Source organism: Variovorax ureilyticus, assembly GCF_037889935.1.
GTDB classification, from domain to species: domain Bacteria; phylum Pseudomonadota; class Gammaproteobacteria; order Burkholderiales; family Burkholderiaceae_C; genus Variovorax; species Variovorax ureilyticus.
The window spans coordinates 1-17,999 of record NZ_JBBKZU010000022.1 but is presented as its reverse complement, the minus strand read 5'-3'; the positions used below and the strand labels follow the sequence as shown (position 1 = coordinate 17,999).

At 63.9% G+C, this 17,999-nt stretch carries 13 protein-coding genes and 2 pseudogenes; 2 read left to right on the top strand and 13 right to left on the bottom strand.

Annotated features, from left to right (window positions below; translation table 11 throughout):
* Positions 1-2 precede the first annotated feature (2 nt).
* Positions 3-221 (top strand): hypothetical protein, encoded by a 219-nt coding sequence (locus tag WKW77_RS31430; protein ID WP_340360815.1) that lies wholly within the window; start codon positions 3-5, stop codon positions 219-221.
* A gap of 281 nt (positions 222-502) precedes the next feature.
* Here WKW77_RS31430 and WKW77_RS31425 read toward each other — a convergent pair whose 3' ends face one another.
* From WKW77_RS31425 to WKW77_RS31385, 9 genes are all read right to left on the bottom strand, one after another.
* A complete protein-coding gene (locus tag WKW77_RS31425; RefSeq protein ID WP_340360814.1) occupies positions 503-1,261 on the bottom strand; it encodes an enoyl-CoA hydratase/isomerase family protein in 759 nt (252 codons plus the stop codon).
* A 7-nt stretch (positions 1,262-1,268) separates the two neighbouring features.
* Positions 1,269-2,888 carry an acyl CoA:acetate/3-ketoacid CoA transferase gene (locus WKW77_RS31420; RefSeq protein WP_340360813.1) on the bottom strand — a complete coding sequence of 540 codons (1,620 nt, stop codon included), beginning with the start codon at positions 2,886-2,888 and terminating at the stop codon, positions 1,269-1,271.
* Positions 2,889-3,006: 118 nt separating this feature from the next.
* On the bottom strand, positions 3,007-4,158 hold the full coding sequence (locus WKW77_RS31415; RefSeq protein WP_340360812.1) for a glycosyl hydrolase: 1,152 nt from the start codon (positions 4,156-4,158) through the stop codon (positions 3,007-3,009).
* A gap of 176 nt (positions 4,159-4,334) precedes the next feature.
* Positions 4,335-6,968, bottom strand: coding sequence for a CehA/McbA family metallohydrolase (locus WKW77_RS31410; protein WP_340360811.1), 2,634 nt, complete (start codon positions 6,966-6,968; stop codon positions 4,335-4,337).
* 60 nt (positions 6,969-7,028) lie between these two features.
* A complete protein-coding gene (locus tag WKW77_RS31405; protein WP_340360810.1) occupies positions 7,029-8,354 on the bottom strand; it encodes an MFS transporter in 1,326 nt (441 codons plus the stop codon).
* 69 nt (positions 8,355-8,423) lie between these two features.
* Entirely contained in the window at positions 8,424-9,344 is a 921-nt protein-coding gene (locus tag WKW77_RS31400) for a dihydrodipicolinate synthase family protein (RefSeq protein ID WP_340360891.1), read from the bottom strand.
* A gap of 45 nt (positions 9,345-9,389) precedes the next feature.
* Positions 9,390-10,442 (bottom strand): LacI family DNA-binding transcriptional regulator, encoded by a 1,053-nt coding sequence (locus WKW77_RS31395; protein ID WP_340360809.1) that lies wholly within the window; start codon positions 10,440-10,442, stop codon positions 9,390-9,392.
* 43 nt (positions 10,443-10,485) lie between these two features.
* Positions 10,486-11,268: an enoyl-CoA hydratase-related protein gene (locus tag WKW77_RS31390; RefSeq protein WP_340360808.1), complete on the bottom strand. Its 783-nt coding sequence runs from the start codon at positions 11,266-11,268 to the stop codon at positions 10,486-10,488.
* Positions 11,269-11,294: 26 nt separating this feature from the next.
* Positions 11,295-12,494 carry a CaiB/BaiF CoA transferase family protein gene (locus WKW77_RS31385; RefSeq protein WP_340360807.1) on the bottom strand — a complete coding sequence of 400 codons (1,200 nt, stop codon included), beginning with the start codon at positions 12,492-12,494 and terminating at the stop codon, positions 11,295-11,297.
* 311 nt (positions 12,495-12,805) lie between these two features.
* Between WKW77_RS31385 and WKW77_RS31380 the strand changes: the two are divergent.
* Positions 12,806-13,061: pseudogene (locus WKW77_RS31380) on the top strand (thiamine pyrophosphate-dependent enzyme); the annotation flags it as partial.
* 6 nt (positions 13,062-13,067) lie between these two features.
* Here WKW77_RS31380 and WKW77_RS31375 read toward each other — a convergent pair.
* From WKW77_RS31375 to WKW77_RS31360, 4 genes and pseudogenes are all read right to left on the bottom strand, one after another.
* The gene (locus WKW77_RS31375; protein ID WP_340360806.1) at positions 13,068-14,030 is read right to left on the bottom strand and encodes a Bug family tripartite tricarboxylate transporter substrate binding protein; all 963 of its coding nucleotides are present in this window, start codon (positions 14,028-14,030) and stop codon (positions 13,068-13,070) included.
* A 42-nt stretch (positions 14,031-14,072) separates the two neighbouring features.
* Entirely contained in the window at positions 14,073-15,191 is a 1,119-nt protein-coding gene (locus WKW77_RS31370) for a CaiB/BaiF CoA transferase family protein (protein ID WP_422823303.1), read from the bottom strand.
* 204 nt (positions 15,192-15,395) lie between these two features.
* Positions 15,396-16,535 carry an FAS1-like dehydratase domain-containing protein gene (locus WKW77_RS31365; protein ID WP_340360804.1) on the bottom strand — a complete coding sequence of 380 codons (1,140 nt, stop codon included), beginning with the start codon at positions 16,533-16,535 and terminating at the stop codon, positions 15,396-15,398.
* Positions 16,536-16,562: 27 nt separating this feature from the next.
* A pseudogene (locus WKW77_RS31360) lies at positions 16,563-17,888 on the bottom strand (acetate--CoA ligase); the annotation flags it as partial.
* Positions 17,889-17,999 lie beyond the last annotated feature (111 nt).

The following is a 17,999-nucleotide window of genomic DNA, read 5'->3' as shown; positions in this document are numbered from 1 at the left end:
TCATGATCGTTCCCGCCCATCGACGCGACAGATCGGCTTCTGCGTTGCGCAATGGTGGTTTGTCGCCCACGATGCGCCTGGGCGTCAGGATCGCCTTGACAGCCGGCCATGATTTCGGCCTTGATCCGCGCAAACAGCAGCGCCCCTGGGTGGGGGTGGTTGTATCCGTGGTCGTCATGGTTCTCCAGAGCCGGAAATCTTCCGGCATTGATCGGTGGTAACACTCTTGTGCGAAAGGGCGAGAAGGCAGGCGTCGGCCCGGGCACGGAGCGCCCCATCATCGGCTCGTCGGCGCCCGACGAGTCAGTCTCCGAGCAAAGCAATCTTCCCTTCATTCTGATCAGACTCGGCTAAGAGGAATCAGCGCACATCCTCGCTCTTCGGGACCGCATCGCCTCAAACGAATGCGCCGCGCGCCCGCATCGTCTGCCCGTGCCGACGCAGCACCTCGGCGTCGGGGCGCCGAAGGACTCAAGACGGCGGCAGTTGAGCCAATACATCGCTAACGGCCGAGGCCAAAGCGCGCGAGCGTCGCCTGGCCATGGGGCTGAACGGCATCACCCGCGAGGAAGTGACCCGCCAGGGCATCCATCGCTTCCGCCGAGCCGGTCACCGAGGCCATAAAAAAGCGCTTTACGGATGCGAGGGCGTGAGGCGAGAACTGGGCGATCGGACGGGCGCGGTTGAGGGCAGCCTGCAGCGCCGTCTCGCCCTGCGACGTCAGGTAATCGGCCAGGCCGAGGCGATGTGCTTCGCGCCCATCAAGCAGTTCCGAGCTCAACGCAAGACGTCGCGCCTTGTTGGCGCCCACGCGTGAGCTGAGCGCCTGCAGGCCCCACCCGGGCAGCCATCCAAGGGAAACTTCAGGCAACTGCCAACGGGTATCAGGAGCGGTGACGACGACGTCGCATGAAGCCGCCAGGACGAAGCCAGCTCCCATTGCGAAACCATCCACCGCAGCAAACACGGGTTTGGATGCGAGCGCGAAAGACCGGGCAAGAGCGGCGGTGCACGCGTCCTGCTGGCACATCGTTGCCACATCGGTGCCCGCGAACTCCTTCAGGTCGGCCCCGGCGCAGAATCCAGGCGGCGCTGCTGCAAGGACGATCACACGCGCATCCGGGTCACGTTCGGCCTGGGCAAACGCAGCCGCCACTGCTTCAACCAGAGCCACACCGAGGGCGTTGCGTCGCTCGGGGCGATTGAGCGTGAGCACCGCAATTCCGTGCTCACGTTGGACTAGGACCAGGTTGTCTGCCATGTCGCGCTCAGTGGGACTTGGTTGCGGACGGCGCAGACTTCCGATGGAACTCGCCAGCCAGCTGCATCCGCTCTGGGCGGAAGAGGCGGGCATCCATCAGCTTCAGGTTCGGCGAGACGCGCACAGGGAACGCCAGTTGATCCAGCACGTCGCGCTCCATGGAGATCCCGGGCGCAACTTCGATCAGCTCGACACCCTCATCCGTCAAGGCGAATACGGCGCGATCGGTGACGAACATCACCTCCTGGCCGCGTTCGCGCGCATATTTGCCATTGAAGGTGATTTGCTGCACCTGCTGCACCCACTTGCCCACCTTGCCTTCGCGCTCGAGCACCAGGCTGCCCTTGCCGTCCGGACCGATCTGCAGGCCTCCCGTGGTCATCGTTCCCGAAAACACGACCTTGCGCGCGCCCTGGCTGATATTGATGAAGCCGCCGGGTCCGATGATGGTCTTCCCGAACCGGCTGACGTTGACGTTGCCATGCTGATCGACTTCCGCGGAGGACAGGAAGGCGATGTCCAGAATGCCGCCGTCATACATGTCGAACTGGTCCGGCTGCTGGGCCAGCATGTCGTAATTGATGCCGGCGCCGGCGTCCTTGCCCACAGCGGGCAGGCCGCCGATGATTCCCTGCTCGTTGGTGAGCGTTACATCGCGGTAGAAACCTTCTTCAGCTGCGACCGTGGCAACACCGTTGGATACGCCGATGCCGAGATTGACCACGGCGCCAGGGAACAGCTCCATGGCCGCACGGCGCGCGATCACCTTTCGGATGTCGAACGGGATCGAAGGAATCTCGCTTTCCGGAACGCGCAGCTTGCCGGCATACGCAGGGTTGTACGCGGTCTGATACGTTTGCCTTTGGTCCGGCGCGACCACGATGTAGTCGACCAGCGTACCGGGGACCTTCACCTCGCGCGGGTTGATGCTGCCCGCCGCCGCCAGACGCTGAACCTGAGCGATGACGATGCCGCCGCGCAGACGCGACGCCGCTGCGATCGCGAGGGTCTCGCCGAGGAAGGCTTCGTCCTCCATGGAGATGTTTCCGCGCTCGTCGGCCACGGTGCCGCGGATCACCGCAACGTCAATCGGGAACGAGCGGTAGAAGAGAAATTCCTCGCCCTCGATCTCCAGGAGCTTGACGAGATCCTCCTTGCTGCGCGGACTCTGGCGGCCGCCGGCCTGCCGCGGATCGACGAACGTGTGTAGCCCCGTCTTGGTGACAAGGCCCGGTCGGCCGCCGGCCATTTCACGACAGAGCTGCGCCAGCGCTCCCTGGGGCATCGTATAGGCTTCAATCTCGTCTGCGACGGCCAACTCGCCCAGCATGGGGCAGTTGTTCAGGCCGCTGGCCACGATGCGGCGGACGAGTTTCGGATCGGCGAGCTTGTTGAATCCGGTCGACTCCCAGTCGCCGATAGAGACCGTGCCGACGACCTTTAGCTGCTGCGGCGAGCCCGTTTCGTCAAAGCGATCGCGCAAGGCGTCGATGAACGCCTCGGGCACCCCGTGACCCCCACCCGATCCGGCGATGTACACGCAATCCTGGTCCTGAACGAGGCGTGCGGCCTCGGCCTTGTTGATGACGCGCGCCGCTTGGCGAACGCGTTGTGATGCTGCTTTCATTGACGTCTCCTGTGCTGTGCTGCACGTTGATGACTTGACGCGTCTTCGCGTTCGAGCCAGGTGATGGAAAATTCTTGCGTCGCTTGCGAGGCAAGCGGCTGCTTCGGCGTCGAACCCTTTAGATCCGGCCTGGAGGCACCAGTCCCGTGAGAACCGAAAGGGATTCGAAAAGAAAGTAGCTGGCGAAGATCAGCTCTACGTTCTGCGCTGCGTCGATGTCCCGCACGACCGCTTTCCGGGTGAAGCAACCGCCCGTGAGCATTCCAGGGTCGCGCCGGTCTTCGGGCGCCGTTGGGGTGAGATAGCTGCGAACGAGTTCCGTCACAGTGCGCTCAGCGAAGTCGCGGTACTTGGCTCCTTTCCCCGGGCCGAGCGCAGCGGCGAGGCGCAAGGCGGAGGCCGCGGCGATCGCCGTGGCCCCAGTGTCCCGGCTGGTGTTCGGGATGGCTGGATCGTCAAAGTCCCAGAAGGAGACGAGGTCCGCCGGAACATGATCGATCCACCAGTCCAGCACGCGCACGGCGTAGTCGCGCCAAAGAGGCTCGTGCGGGCGCACCATGGCGGCGTGTGCTGTGTAGAGCATGGCCCATCCCTGCGCCCGCCCCCAGGTGCTCGTGTCGCTGTATCCCTTGTGCGTGTGCGTTCGCAGTACATCGCCGGTGATCGGATCCAGAGTTGATGACTGGATGACCGAGTTGTCCGGTCGCACGTGAATTTCGAGAACACGACGCATGTGTGCGTCGGAAATCTCCTCCATGCGAGGGTCATCCAACTGGTCTGCGGCCCAGTAAAGGAGGCCCGTGGCCTGGAGCGAGTCGATGCTGCTTTCGGCGGTGCCTACGGCGTTGGCCTCTTCCGCTTCGTTGCCGAGCGGAATCAATCCGAGGCGGGGATCGAACATCTCCTTCAACGACCTCGCCGCCGTGAGCGCGGCGTCGCGCGCAGCGGCATCGCCAAAGAGAATGCTTCCGAGAGCCGCGCCATGATAGAAGCCGAAACCCTTGAAGGCCGTTCTGCGCTGCGCGCGTGGCAGCATCTTGCTCAACGCTGCGTGCACATCCGCAATCGGGAACCGCTGCGGGTTGGCCAAATGCGCGAGCCAGAGTTCGCCGACAAAAGCGCCGCCCGTCCAGTCGCCATCCGGCGTGAACGTCCATTTGCCGTCTTCGGACCTGGCCCAGTGCGGCAGGCCGTTTGTTGCGGCATCTCGCGTCTGCGCGATCCGCTCCAGCATGCGCTCCCGGGCGGAAAGAAATTCGTTTATTGACATGTCTTACTCCTGATATAGGTGAATTGCAGCTGCCGGGCGCGTGAGTCGGCGCGGCCTTGGGCCAATGCACTGGTACCGGACGGTTCGGCCGCCGCTGGATAGAGGAATTTGTCGATCATTTCTTTTCGGGTGGGGGGTAGAGCCGGGAGAACCGGGGATGTCACCGATTCCAGTTGTCAGTGGTCACGATGCGTGTGGACGGCGTGAATCGGTGTATGACTGTGGCCTGCTCCGAGTTGATGCAGCCTCCGGTGCAAGCGGTGATGTGCGAGGGCCAGATTGGCCCGCAAGCCGGCATGCTTGTCCTCGTCGGCTCTCGGCGCGAGCGTATCGACATAGGCGATCGTTCCCTCGATCTGAGCAAGGACCGACACGGCGTCGGCGGCTGCAAAGATGGGCTTGTCGCCAACTTCGACTTGAACCGCGCTCGTATGCGCGGCGATGTCGCCGTCTCGCCCGACCACGCTGCCGCGAAGGCGGATCGCCACCCAGCAGGATTCGGTCACCCGCAGCGGCAAGGATCCTTTGCATTCAAGATCGTCGCAGGACAGTTCAAAGGCGACCAATCCATTGCAGACCACCTCGATCTTCTTTACAGGGACGCTGACAGATTCGATCCGCCAGTCCACGGTGACGGTTCCGCCGCCCGCGGGAAGTTGAATCCGGCTTCCTGGTCTGCGCCCTTCGACAGTCATGCTGACCAGTGGACCCACGGTGATGAACGTGTCGCCATTTCGCACGGAGTCCATCCAGTTGAGAAACGTGAACTCACGTTCGCCGAGCTGCGAATAGGTGCGCACGCCACCTAGCAGGGAGGCGGCGGACATTTTGTCGGAACCTGCCACAAGCGGCAGGTGGTAACCGATGTTCAGGAAACGGTACCAGTCGGCGAGGCCGAAGGCAGTGATCTGTGCATCGCGCGGATTGAAGGTCATCATCTCCATCGCGTCGATCACGCCCAGCACAATGTCTGCCGCGCGCTCCGCCTGTGGCATGGGCGCATGGGGAAGGACGACAAGGCCCCCCTGTCGACGGCAGCGCTCGGCCCACTCTGACATGGTGGTTTCGAGGGGATCGCCGATGGCGGATTCGTCAGGACCGCCCGTACACAACGGGTGGATCATCTCGCCGTCGTATCCGAGCAAAGACAAATGCCCGAGAACCTGCATCCGGTTTTCCGTGCCTACGCGGACGAGGAATTCGCCGTCGCCGCCGAAGTCCTTGGCGCCAAGGGTCGTCCGGCCGTCGAACTCACTGACGTTCGTGAAGAGCTCGCCCCATTGCGAGGCAAGCAGGTTCACGACGTTCACGTCCTCCGCCTTGCCCTCCAAAAGCGCCAATTGGGGGTTCAGAAAGTGGACGTGGGTGTCGGAGCTGACCCAACCCTGCTCGCGCCAACGAATCACCTTTTCAAGCTCAAAGGTCAGGCTCTCCGTATTCGCATCGATGTGCACCACGCGCCTGATCGGCCGGACCTCGAAGCCTCTTCTGATCTCGACAAAGACCAGGCCCAGTGGAAGGTCGACGATGCAGGTGCCGTCCACGTAGGCGTACTGGTTCAGGCCGTTCGCGAAGTCTCCAAAGAGATCCTCGAAGAAGCCGGTGTTGACCTTGCGGTGATGGCCCCGTGGAGCGAGATACTCCCCTGCAGGCCCGTGGCAGTGCAGGCGCGCGGCAACGCCTTGCCCAGTTTCCTTCTCCAGGATCCTGAACTTGACCGGCCGTGTGGTCGGCGCGATGCTCATCGCCGGTGGCGGTTCATCGGCGGCCTTGTCGGCAGCGAGCGCGCGAAGATCGTGCATGTGCAAGCTGCCGTCCCTCCCGCGAAGGTAAAGCTTAGCGTCCGGATGGGCCGCGTACTCGACGAGCACTTCCGACCTCGAGCGCACCGGTTGCACGTCGTTTGCATCGCCGAGCCACTCATCTTGCGAGTACTCGAGGACAGCACGTGCGGAAATGACGGTGCCTAGATCCATTCCGATCTGGTCTCCGCGGTCATCGACATCGAGTTCCCCGAGTCGATTGAGCTCCACTCCAGGGGGCAGCCGCAATCGCAACTTTCGGCGCACCTGGAGGCGCAGAGGGTGTTCCGCAAGCCGTGTTGTGCTCACTGCGTAAACGAGGGCGGCCTCCTCCTCTGCGCGCAACTGGATGCCCGTGATCTCTTTGCTTGGATGCGGATTGGGAAGGGCGTACAGCCAAAGGTTTTCGCCCCCAGGGCGCAGCCGGCCCGAAGCCGCGCGGCACTCCGCGAAGCCGAAGCTCATTGTCGGTGCTCGATCCAATGCAAGGTCTTCGCCATGGGTCGAGTTGACGTGCGGCCCCAGAGCCGGGACAGCTTCAAAGGGGCTGGCACTCCAGGCTATGTGCCGCTGCTGGATCGCGAGCCGGCGCAAAACGGGTACTTGAGCCTCGCTGCCATCTGCATACCGAAGCGAGTAGGTTGCGACCGGTGTGCCCAGCTCGTTGCCGTCAACGGGGTGCGTCGGCGGACCGAAGCCACCGAAACCGCGCGGCATGACGCGTGCGTGGTCCGTCACCACATGCAGAAATACGACGTAGGTGGCCTTCGCAGGAGCCAGAGGAATGCTCAAAGGCGCTTCGCCGGGACGCAGAGCGAGAACATCCGAGCCCGTGGCACCCCCAAGGAGAAACGGAATGCCGCGAAATGTCTGAAGGCCCTGGAGTTGCGTGATCCATTCGGCGACGCCGGCCTTTCTGCCCAGTCCGCCTTGAAGCTCGTCCCGTCTTGCGTTGAAATGCGGCCGCAAATCGATGGGTGTGAAATGCGACGAAGGGGGTGTTTTCACTTGAATACTCCGTGCGAAGCTCGCAGGCCGTGAGAGGCGCAGCCTCTCAAACCATGCCCTCTAGTTGCCGACGTAGACGTGGCCCCGCTTCTTGGCGATGTGATAGACCACCACGCTGAGCAGCGCGACAAATGAACCGTACACAGGGAACAGCCACGGCAAGTTCGCGTGCTGGAGCCAGATCAGCAGATAGGGCGAGGTTCCACCGAATATGGTGACGCCCAGCGCGTATCCGATCGCTACTCCGGTTGTCCGAACTGCGCGCGGCATCAGGGTGGTTGCAATGAAGTTGTACAGCGCCATGTTGAAGCCGACGATGGCGCCACCAAAGACCATGACGAAGAAGAACGTCGAGATGCTCTTCTCGGAATAGAGCAAGGTCAGAAAAAAGCACGGGATCAGCAACAGTCGCAGCAGCGTGAACGCGCGCGAGGGCCGGACCTTGTCGGCGAACGCACCGATGAAAGGCGAAGCGATGATCCAGATCACGATCATCAGAGACGTGATGCCGTACACCCAGGTGCTGTTCTCCTTGAAAACTCCGTTGGCCATGTTCGGGAGCCCGCCGTTCCACGCATAGTTCGCAATCTGCACCGAGCCGATCACGAGGATGACCGCCAGCAGCGACAGCCGCACGCTCCAGAGCTTTCGCCAGACATCACCGGTTGTCTCCTGGATGCGGGACAAGTCGTCCTGTCGATGCACCGCGCGCTCGATCAAGGTCTCTGGCAGAGTGCTGCGCAAGTAGATGACGAGCAGACCCAAGGCGCCCCCGACCGCGAAGGGCAACCTCCAGGCCCACTCGCGCATGGCGTCTGCGCCCATGGACGCGCTCACGAGAAAGGCCACCATGCTTGCGCAGAAGGTGCCGAGTTGGATGAAGGTACCGCCGATCAGTCCCAGGTAGCGGCCTTCCTTGCCCGGCGGTGCAAGCTCGATCGCGATCGCATTCGCGACACCGGCCTCCGCCCCCGTTGCGAGGCCTTGCAGCAGTCGAATGACCAGCAGGACGACGGCAGCCGCCACCCCCCAGTCCTTGTATCCAGGCAAGACTGAAATAAGCAAGGAAGACAAGGCCATGACGGTGACTGAAATCATCATGACGGTCTTGTGGCTGATGCGATCAGCGATCGGGCCCAGGATGGCGGCTCCGACCGGACGCGCGACGAAGCCCGCGCCAAACACCGCCAGTGCAGCAAGCAATGATGTCGTCGGATCTGTGGAGGGAAAGAAGTGCGGGGATAGAAACGCCGCCATGATTCCGTACACGTTCCAGTCGTACCACTCCAGGGCGACGCCGCCGCCGAGGCCTGCGGTCATCTTCCTGGAGGTCACATGTTTTTCGCCTTCCTGACGGATGGCGATGGGTGGTGCAACGCTACTCATTTGTCTCCTTCTACTCGGTTGATGAAATCGATTACAAAATGGGGTGAAAGGCCGGATCCAATCGATGGCTTACCGTGCCCAGCGCAGCACCAGTGGATCGAGTGGGCGTGCAACCTCGAGGAGGCCAGCACGGATGGCAGGAGGCACAGGCGCGAAGGGATGCCTGACATGGTCGGAGCGGATCACACCGCCCTCCTTCATCAGGATCTTGCAAGTCGCGGGACCGCACTGCCGGTTTTCGTAGTTGATCAGTGGCAGCCACTTCTGATAGAGGCCTGCGGCCAAGTCGGTGCTTCCCTTGGCGTAGGCATCGAAGATTGAGCGGATGCCGTCCGGATAACCGCCGCCGCTCATGGCACCTGTCGCGCCCGCTTGGAGATCAGGCAGCAAGGTGATGCCTTCCTCGCCGTCCCAGGGACCTTCGACGGCGTCGCCCCCGAGTTGAATGAGCTTGCGCAGCTTCGCGGCGGCCTGCGCCGTCTCGATCTTGAAGTAGGAAACGTTGTCGATCTCACGGGCCATCGACGCGAGGAATTCGGCCGACATCGCCGTTCCTGAGATCGGTGCGTCCTGCACCATGATCGGAATGTCGATCTGGTCCGAGATGGACTGGTAGAACTCACGGATCCGCTCCTGCTCGACGCGAATGGTCGCGCCGTGATATGGGGGGAGAACCATGACCATCGCAGCGCCCTGCGCTTGCGCCTCTCGGCTGCGCGCGGCACAGGCCTGCGTCGAGAAGTGCGTAGTGGTGACGATCACCGGAACGCGACCTGCGACGTGTTCGAGCACCGTGCGCTGAATCACTTCACGTTCTGAGTCGGTGAGCGAAAACTGTTCCGAGAAATTCGCCAGGATGGCGATGCCTGTCGATCCGGCGTCGATCATGAAATCGATCGCTCGCCTCTGGCCTTCGAGGTCGAGACGGCCCTCCTGGTCGAACACGGTCGGAGCGACCGGGAACACCCCTTTGTGAATCGTATGCGCCACGCGCAAGCTCCTTTGCAAGTTTGAGGATGACTGAAGTCCAACGCTTCACACTCGCGGCGCCGGCCCCGTCGAGTTGCGCACGATCAGACGAGATGGAAGCCGAGTCGAGTGCTCGATCGGCTCGCCCTGGATCAGGCGCATCAAATTGTCGACGGCCACGCGGCCGATGATGTCGGTTGCGTCGTCCACGGTGGTGAGAGGCGGATCGATCTGTGCAGCGAGCCCGAGGTCGCCGAAGCCGCTCACCGACAGCCTGTCCGGCACCGGCCAGCCCATTGCGCGCGCCTCGGCGATGGCACCGATCGCGAGTGTGTCAGTCGTGGCGATGACCGCGGTGAGTGCTGGGTCAGCGCCCATCAAGGCCCGCAGTCCCTGGCGGCCCTCGGAAAGCGCATGGCCTGCCTTGTAGATCGAGCCTGTAGGGAGGGCGATCCCGGCAGCGGCAAGCGATTGCTGGATTCCGAGAACGCGAGCCAATGACCGGTCGTTCGAGCTCTGCAAGTTCGCGATGACACCAAACGACCGATGGCCCAGGCCCAACAAGTAGTCCGTGACCTCGCGAGCAGCCTGCACGTTGTCGATGCCCACCGCGGGGACGCCGTCCTTCGCTTCGCAGATGTAGGTGGTCAGGAACGGAATCCGGCGGGCGCGGATCGACTCGTAGGTCTCGGCGCCGTGGATGTTGCCGACGAGCAGCAACCCATCCACACCGCGCTCGAGCAGCGTCTCGATTTCGTGCCGTTCACGCGCGATGTCGTACTGAGAACTCGCGATGAGCAGCGTGTACCCATATTCGGCGAGACGAATCTGCATGGACTCGACACCCTCGGCGAACACGCCGACGCTGAGTGTCGGGATCACGACCCCAATCGTGCGACTGCGCCTGGAACGCAGGGCGCGCGCTGCGCCGTCGGGGGTATAGCGCAGTGCTTCGATACTCCGGCGCACCCGCTCGCGCACCTCCGGCCGCACGAGGTCCGGTTGATTGATCACCCGGGATACCGTGGCGGTCGAGACGTTCGCCATTCGGGCGACGTCCTGGACGCTGACGCGCATCGGCACGTCCGCGGAGTCTTTTTTGCTCGTCGAATGCTGCATCTCTGGGGCCGGTTCTGGGAAGGGTTTGCTCGCTCGTTCTGGGTCAGCGTCCGCTGAAGGTCGGGGCGCGCTTTTCGATGAATGCAGCCATCCCTTCCTTTTGGTCATCCGTCGTGAAAGCGTAGCGGATGGCCCGCCGCTCGATGGCCAAGCCGGCGGAGAGCGGTGTTTCGTAGGCTGCCTGCACGCACTCCTTGGCGAGCCGGGCGGCGACCGGCGCGCGCTTGGCGATGGCCCGGGCGAGCGCCAGCGCTCGCGGCAGCACTTCAGCAGCGGGAAGCAACTCGGACGCGAGTCCTGAAGCCACTGCTTGCCGCGCGCTGATCGGCTCTCCGGTCAGGACCATCTGCATGGCCAGCGATTTGCCAACCGTGCGGCCCAGGCGCTGCGTGGCGCCATCCCCCGGAATTATCCCGATGGTGATCTCCGGCTGCGCAAGCACGCAGTCTTCCGCGACCAGCAGGATGTCGGCGAGCATGGCGAGTTCCAGTCCGCCTCCGAAGCACAGGCCTCGCACCGCCGCGATGAGCGGTTTAGGAAACTCGGCAATCGCATCCCAGGCGCCTTGCCGTTTCGGGTCGCTCAGCGCGTCGAACCCGCGCGCATTCATCTCCTTGATGTCCGCGCCAGCAGAAAAAGCACGATCGTCACCGGTCAGGACCACGCAGCGCACGTCATCATCGGATCGTGCGGCGTCCAATGCATCTGCAGCTTGGCGCAACAAGTCTGCGCTCAGCGCGTTCCTCTGGCGGGGGCGATTCAGGCGCAGCAGCAGCACCGCAGCTTCGGGGCGCTCGATGGAGACAAGAGCTTCGATGGTGTCCATGGATTGGGCCGGAATAGAGGTGGAATTCAGAATGCGAGGCGCACGACGCCACGTTCACTCAGCCCGGCGATCTCGCTGTCCGAAAGCTGCATTTCCCGCAGGACTTCGGCGGTATGCTGGCCGGCCTTGAGCGCGAGATGGCGCAACGGGGCATGTGAACCGTCGAAACGCAACGGGTGTTGGACCAGCGTCGCGGCGTCGTCACCGATCGGAACCTCGAAGAAGGTGCCGTTGTGCTGCACCTGTGGATCGGCACGCAGTTCATCGTAGTTCTGGACTCGTTGGTACCAGACACCGGCCTCATCGAGAGCGGCAGCCAACGTGGCGAACTCGAACCTCGCCAAAGCCTGCGAGACGGCGTTCGCGACGATATCCCGGTTCAGGTAAGGATCGCGTTGGGCCAGCTCTCCCACGGCATCACAGCCGATGGCGGCGGCCACCGTCTGGAGATGGCTCAGCGACAGGACGATCTGTGCCCCGTCGGCGAGGCGGTAGACACCGTAAGGCGCCGCATGGAACCAGGTGGCGAGATGTGGATCTCTCGGCATGTCCGAGGCACGGCGTTGGCCGGAGTAGTAAAGGGTCAGTGCCTCGGCCTGCAGATCAATGCCTGCATTGAAGAGGCTGGCCTCGACACGCGTACCCGCACCTGTGCGCAGGCGCCGCACGTAAGCCCCGAGGATTCCCATGGCCAGCAGGGCTGCTCCGTGCTGGTCCACGGCCGCACAGCCCACAGCCACGCTGCCGTTTCCGGTGGCGGCAATCAAACCTGAGCGCGCTTGGACCAAGAGGTCTTGGCCTGGATCGTTGCGCGCCGGGCCATCCGGGCCGAACCCGCTCGCCGACGCGTAGATGATGTCGGGCTTGACCTTCTTGATGGCCTCGAAGCCGAGGCCGAGTTTCTCCATCACGCCTGGCCGGAAGTTCTCCAGCACGACATCGAAGGACTGCACCAGCCTGAGAAGGAGCGCCAGTCCTTCGGGGTTCTTTGCGTCCACGGCAAGGCTGCGCTTGTTCCGATTGCCGCACAGGAAGAAGGCGCTGGTTTCCCCCACGAACGTATCGGCGCCAGCCCAGCGTCGCTCGAAAGCGCCCTCCAAGGGCTCCACCTTGACCACGTCAGCGCCCATGTCGGCCAAGTACTGGCCGGCAGCGGGACCCTGCAGGTAGTGGCAAAAGCTCAGGACACGCAGTCCATCGAGCGGCTTCGGGAATGCTTCGCTCATCTCAACACCTCTTGTGTGTAGTCGCTGTTGGTCAGGTATGCGTAACGGTTCCCGCCGGGAAACCCCGCAGCTCTGAAGAAGCCGATGTTCTCAAATCCAGCCATCATATGTAATCGATTACATCCTGCTATCAAAAAAACGGCACTTCATGCCTGATGCGCAACTTTCTCGCCTCTCATCCACGGAGAGTTATCTAATCGTCTTTGGTAATCGATTACATTCCATCTCATTCGGACTGTCAATTAGTGGTAAACCCGCAGGTCGGCGAAGCTGTTGTTGAGGGAAGCCATATCAACGGCTTCCCTCAACCACGCCTTTCGCACAGCTGGAACGCCGCGCTGCCCGACTTCGTCGCGCTGGCGAAGGCCTTCGGCTGGGTGCACGACGCGTCTCCGATCCGCGCGAACTGGACGATGCCCTCGCCGAATGCCTGGCCTTCGATGGCCCGTTCTTCCTTGACGTGCAGGTCGCGCCAGAGGAGAACTGCTTTCCGATGATCCCTGCGGGCGCGGGACACCACGAGGTGATGTGGCCAAGGACCGCTGGCACGAAGAAAAGGAGTCGTGACGCCGCCTACTCCAGCTTCATGCCTGCGCTCCTGATGAGGGGACCCCACTTCTCGCGTTCGCTGCGCGCGAAGCGGTCGAGGCTCTCGGGCGTTCCGCCGGCCGGCTCGTGCCCGAGATCCAGCAGACGCTGCCGCGCTTCGGGCTGCGCCAGGATCTTTGCGATCTCCGCATTGAGCTTCTGGACGATCGCCGCAGGTGTTCCACGCGGCGCATAGAGCCCGTTCCATGCGACGACCTGGAACCCCTCCAGCCCCTGGCTCGCCGCCGGCTTCGTACCCGGCAGAAGCGCCGAGTCCTGCAGCGATGTCACTGCCAGCGCCTTGAGCTTGCCGTTCGCGATGAAGGGCCGCGCCGCACTGGCCGTGTCGATGCCGACCAGCACCTGCCCGCCCATGAGATCGGTCATGGAGGTGCCGGAGCCCTTGTAAGGGACGGACCGCATCACGACGCCGCCCTGCTTCTGGATGAGTTCGAGCACGAGGCGCGACGTCGTGCTCGGCAGACCGACGTCGACGGCGTCGGGCCTTGCCTTCGCGGCCGCGAGCAGGTCCGCCATGTTCCTGTAGGGCGCGCTCGGGTTCGCAAGGATCACCAATGGGAAGGTACTCACCAGCGCCACCGGCTCGAAGTCCTTCTCCGGGTCGAAGGGCATGGTCGGATACAGGAACTGATTTAGCACATGGGTGCCGTTGGTCCCCATGAGCAGCGTGTAGCCATCGGGAGCGGCGCGCGCGACTTCGGCGGCACCGATGTTTCCGCCGGCGCCCGCACGGTTGTCGATCACCAGCGGCTGGCCCAGTGCGCGCCCCAGATGCTCGGCCAGATAGCGGGTCGCGACATCGGTCCCCTGCCCCGCCTGATAGGGAACGATGATGCGTATCGGCTTCGTGGGATAGGCCTGAGCCATGACGAACGAAGAACTCAAGAGCGCTACGAGCGCAACAAAGATGCTGACGATCCGTTTCATTGCATAGTCTCCTTTTTTGATTGTTTCCGCGATCGCCCTGGTTCAGGGCACCGCTTCCGGACAGATGTCGATGGCCCGCAGATGGTTGATCTGTCCCTGGTCGAATCCCGCTTCGTCGAGGACCTCCTGCGCGTGCTGGCCGAAGCGCGGAGGAGCCCGGCCCGGCCGGCCCGGTGTTCGCGAAAGCTGCACCGGTACGCCGATGCCCCGATAGCCGTCGGTGCTCACGCTCATGCCGCGATGCACTGCATGGGCCTGCGCGAAGGCCTCCGGCACGGTGTGCACCGGCCCGACCGGCACGCCGCTTCGCATCAGCGCACTGCACACCGACTCGCGCTTCCAGCCTTGCAGAACGACTTCGATCTGTCGCCGCAGTTCATCGCGATGCTGCAGGCGCACCGCATTGGTCGCGAAGCGCGGGTCGCCCACCAGTCCCTGCAGGTCCATGACGGCGCAGAACTTCGCGAACTGCCTGTCGTTGAGGATGCCGAGGAACACCTGTCCGTCTTTGCACTGGAACTTGTCGTAGGGCGCGATGTTCGGATGCGCGCTGCCGAGCAGGCCGGGAACCTGGTCCGAGTGCATCCAGTTCGCGCCATGCGGCACCAGGAGGCTCAATGCGGTGTCGAACAGCGTCGCCTCCACGCGCTGGCCGAGGCCTGTTCGATCGCGGTGGTGCAGCGCGAGCAGGATGCCGGTCAAGGCGGTGTAGCCGGTCAGGTGGTCGACGATCGGGATGCCCATGCGCGTCGGGCCCGAGGCGGGATCGCCGTTCACGCTCATGAGGCCGCACATGGCCTGCAGCACGGCGTCGTAGCCGGGCAGTCCGCCCAGCGGCCCGTCCGCGCCGAAGCCCGAGATCGAGCAGTAGATGAGGCCGGGAAAGCGCGGCTTCAGTTCGTCCTCGAAATCCAGCCCCCAGCGCTGCATCGTGCCCGGGATGAAGTTCTCGACGAGCACATCGGCGTCCTCCAGAAGACGCAGCAGCGCTTCACGACCTTCGGGGTGCGCGAGGTTCAGCGCCATCGCGCGCTTGCCCCGGTTGACCGCCGTGAAGTAGGCCGCGTCGCCGTCGTCATTGAAGGGCGGCCCGAGCGTGCGGGTCTCGTCGCCGGTCGGCGGTTCGATCTTGATCACGTCGGCGCCATGGTCAGAGAGCATCTGGGTGCACAGGGGCCCTGCCAGGACGCGAGACAGGTCGATGACCCGCAGCCCTGCTAGCGCACCGTGCACGTTGGCACCTCGCCTCGAAGTAATTGGCATAGCTGATCCGAGAGGACTCGCCATGGCGCGTCGGCGCAGGCCGACTGCCAGGGCGATGCCCGATTTGCCACCCGACCTGCGCCCCCGGAGGGGCCAGGCAACTCAGCCGCGCGTAGGCAGCTCGACGACACCCGAGCCGATCACCGACAGCTCGTCGTCCTGGTTGTGGGCCTCCTGCGAGATTTCCACCAGGTGGCGTCCGTTCTCGACGCACTTGCGCTTGACGAAGCCCTTGATGAACAGCATGTCGCCCTCGGGGTTGTGGCGGCGGATCTTGCAGTGCGCCTTGCGCAGGAACCCGTCGTCGCCCATCCAGTTGGTGAGATGGTGCGTGAGCCACGAGGTGCGTTCCGGGCCATAGTCGTAGGCGCCCGGCGCGCCGACCTCCAGCGCGAAGTCCTCTTCCCAGTGCACACGTTCCGGCACGTCCGGGATGCCGAAGCGGTTCGTGATGCCGACGCCGGGGTGCGCGTCGATGAGCTTCCACGCCAGCTTGTTGGCGCGAATGTAGAGGCCGCCCCAGCCCTGCGCATAGGCGATGAAGCCGGTCACCGTCATCGGGCCCTTGAACATCACCGGGAGCGCTTCGCCTTCCTTCACGTCTTCCCAGTAGCGGGGCGTGCTGCCGCGAACTTCTTCCTTGGCGTAGAGCTTGTAGGCCTCCTGAATCTCCTCGGTCGAATAGCGGCGCGGCGCGCGTTCACGCACTTCCTTGTACTTGCTGCCCTGCTCGCGGGCGTGATCGCGCTCGGTGCGGAAGCACCAGCTGTCCGCCTCGGCCACCTTGTCGCCTTCCTGGTTGAAGAAGTCGACGTGATAGATCTGCTGCACCGCGCGGCCGGCAAAGCGGGTCTGGTGCTCGATCAGGTCCTTCAGGTAGGCCTCGGTCCGGATGGTGTCGTTGCGCTTGACCGGCTTGTGCCATTCCCAGTCGGCGCCCGACCACATGGCATGCACGCCCGGCAGGCCACCTACATAGCCCGAGACGATCCGGCTCGTCGAGAACAGGAAGCTCGGCAGCGCGATGAGGCCGCCGTACTTCGTCTTCGCGGCGTAGTCCGGATCGCACCACAGCGGGTTGTCATCGCCGATACCGTGCGCGTAGTGACGGATGTTGTCGCGCGTCGCCTCGTAGCACCACGGCTCGGCCGTTGCGCCAATCTTTTGACCGATGCGCTCTCGCAGCTCGTCCAGGCCGTTGTCGGTGATCTTCGGGAAGGTTCTTTCGGTGGTGGTGGACATGCCGTCTCCTGTTGAAAAATTGGGGGATTACGAATGGACGGAAGCGACGGCGGCTTCCTGCTCGCGCAGCTTCTTCCGGTGGATCTTTCCGGCGGGCGTCTTCGGCAGCTCGGCGACGAATGCGACCTGCCGTGGGTACTCGTGCTGGCTCAGGCGGGTGCGGACCGCGTCCTGGATTTCCTCGATGAATTGCTCGCCCGCAGGGCGGTCCGAGACCACGAAGGCCTTGACGACCAGTCCGCGCAGCGCGTCGGGCACGCCGATGGCGGCAGCCTCCTTGACGTCGGGGTGCTTGAGGATCGCGTCCTCGACCTCCACCGCGCCGATGGTCCAGCCGGCCGAGATGATCACGTCGTCCGCGCGGCCGCCGTGCCAGAAGTAGCCGTCCTCGTCGACGCGGCCGAGGTCCTTGGTCGCGATCCATTCGCCGCGGCGCCAGAGCTTCAGTTCACCGGTCACGCCGGGCGCGCAGGGCTTGCCGTTGACGTCGTGCACCTGCACTCGAAGGCCGGGGATCGGCTTGCCGAGCGAGCCCGACTTGACCGGGAAATCCGCTGCGCCCGGATAGGACACGAGGCACACGCCGATCTCGGTCGTGCCGTACATGCTGCAGGCCTTGTGGCCGAAGGTCGCCTCGATGAAGGCAGCGGTCTCGCTGTCGATCGGCTCGCCGGTGAACGACACCTTGTCGAGCGCGTACTTGTACTTCGACGCCGCGCCCGAGTTGCGCATCATCCGGTAGTGCGTTGCCGCCGCCGACAGGTTGTTGAACCGGTGCGACGCCAGCGCCTGCAGCAGCCGCTCGCCATTGAACTTGCCTGCGTAAGCGCCGATCGTCACGCCCATGGCGAGCGGCGCCAGCGTGCCGTGCCAGAGGCCGTGCCCCCAGGCCGGCGACGAGGGACAGATGAAGCGGTCGCCCGGACGCACGCCGGTGCCGTACAACGCGGCGAGCATCAGCGTGACGATGGCGCGGTGCGTGTGCTTGACGGCATCCGGCAGCTCCCGCGTGGTGCCGGAGGTGTACTGGAAGATCGCGAGATCGTCCGCCCGGGTGTTGACTTCGAAGCGCGCAGAGAAGCGATCGAGCGAGCCGATGAAGGCTTCGTCGGCGACCACCACCTTCAGGTCATCGGACGCGGGCACAACCTCTGCCTTCTCGGGGTTCGTCACGAGCAGCCTGGGCTTGCAGTCCTGCACGCGCAGGCGGATGCCGTCCGGACCAAACAGCGTGAACAGCGGTACCGCGATCGCACCCAGCTTGATCGCGCCGAAGATCGCCACGTAGAAGGCCAGAGAGGGCTCGAGCATCACGGCCACGCGGTCGCCCGGGCGAATGCCCTCTGCCGCGAGCCCCGAACGACACCCAAACTCCCCCAGCTATCGACACGTAAATTCCCCCGCCGCGGCCATCGGGCCGTGACGGCGTAGGCGGCGCCAGCGCCCGCTGGCAGTCCCCTTCCG

Bases quoted from the DNA above. Each gene is read 5' to 3' on its own strand.
- WKW77_RS31365 (WP_340360804.1), bottom strand. From the start codon at position 16,535: ATGTCCACCACCACCGAAAGAACCTTCCCGAAGATCACCGACAACGGC.
- WKW77_RS31390 (WP_340360808.1), bottom strand. From the start codon at position 11,268: ATGGACACCATCGAAGCTCTTGTCTCCATCGAGCGCCCCGAAGCTGCG.
- WKW77_RS31375 (WP_340360806.1), bottom strand. From the start codon at position 14,030: ATGAAACGGATCGTCAGCATCTTTGTTGCGCTCGTAGCGCTCTTGAGT.
- WKW77_RS31395 (WP_340360809.1), bottom strand. From the start codon at position 10,442: ATGCAGCATTCGACGAGCAAAAAAGACTCCGCGGACGTGCCGATGCGC.
- WKW77_RS31415 (WP_340360812.1), bottom strand. From the start codon at position 4,158: ATGTCAATAAACGAATTTCTTTCCGCCCGGGAGCGCATGCTGGAGCGG.
- WKW77_RS31370 (WP_422823303.1), bottom strand. From the start codon at position 15,191: ATGCTCTCTGACCATGGCGCCGACGTGATCAAGATCGAACCGCCGACC.
- WKW77_RS31405 (WP_340360810.1), bottom strand. From the start codon at position 8,354: ATGAGTAGCGTTGCACCACCCATCGCCATCCGTCAGGAAGGCGAAAAA.
- WKW77_RS31420 (WP_340360813.1), bottom strand. From the start codon at position 2,888: ATGAAAGCAGCATCACAACGCGTTCGCCAAGCGGCGCGCGTCATCAAC.
- WKW77_RS31430 (WP_340360815.1), top strand. From the start codon at position 3: ATGATCGTTCCCGCCCATCGACGCGACAGATCGGCTTCTGCGTTGCGC.
- WKW77_RS31385 (WP_340360807.1), bottom strand. From the start codon at position 12,494: ATGAGCGAAGCATTCCCGAAGCCGCTCGATGGACTGCGTGTCCTGAGC.
- WKW77_RS31425 (WP_340360814.1), bottom strand. From the start codon at position 1,261: ATGGCAGACAACCTGGTCCTAGTCCAACGTGAGCACGGAATTGCGGTG.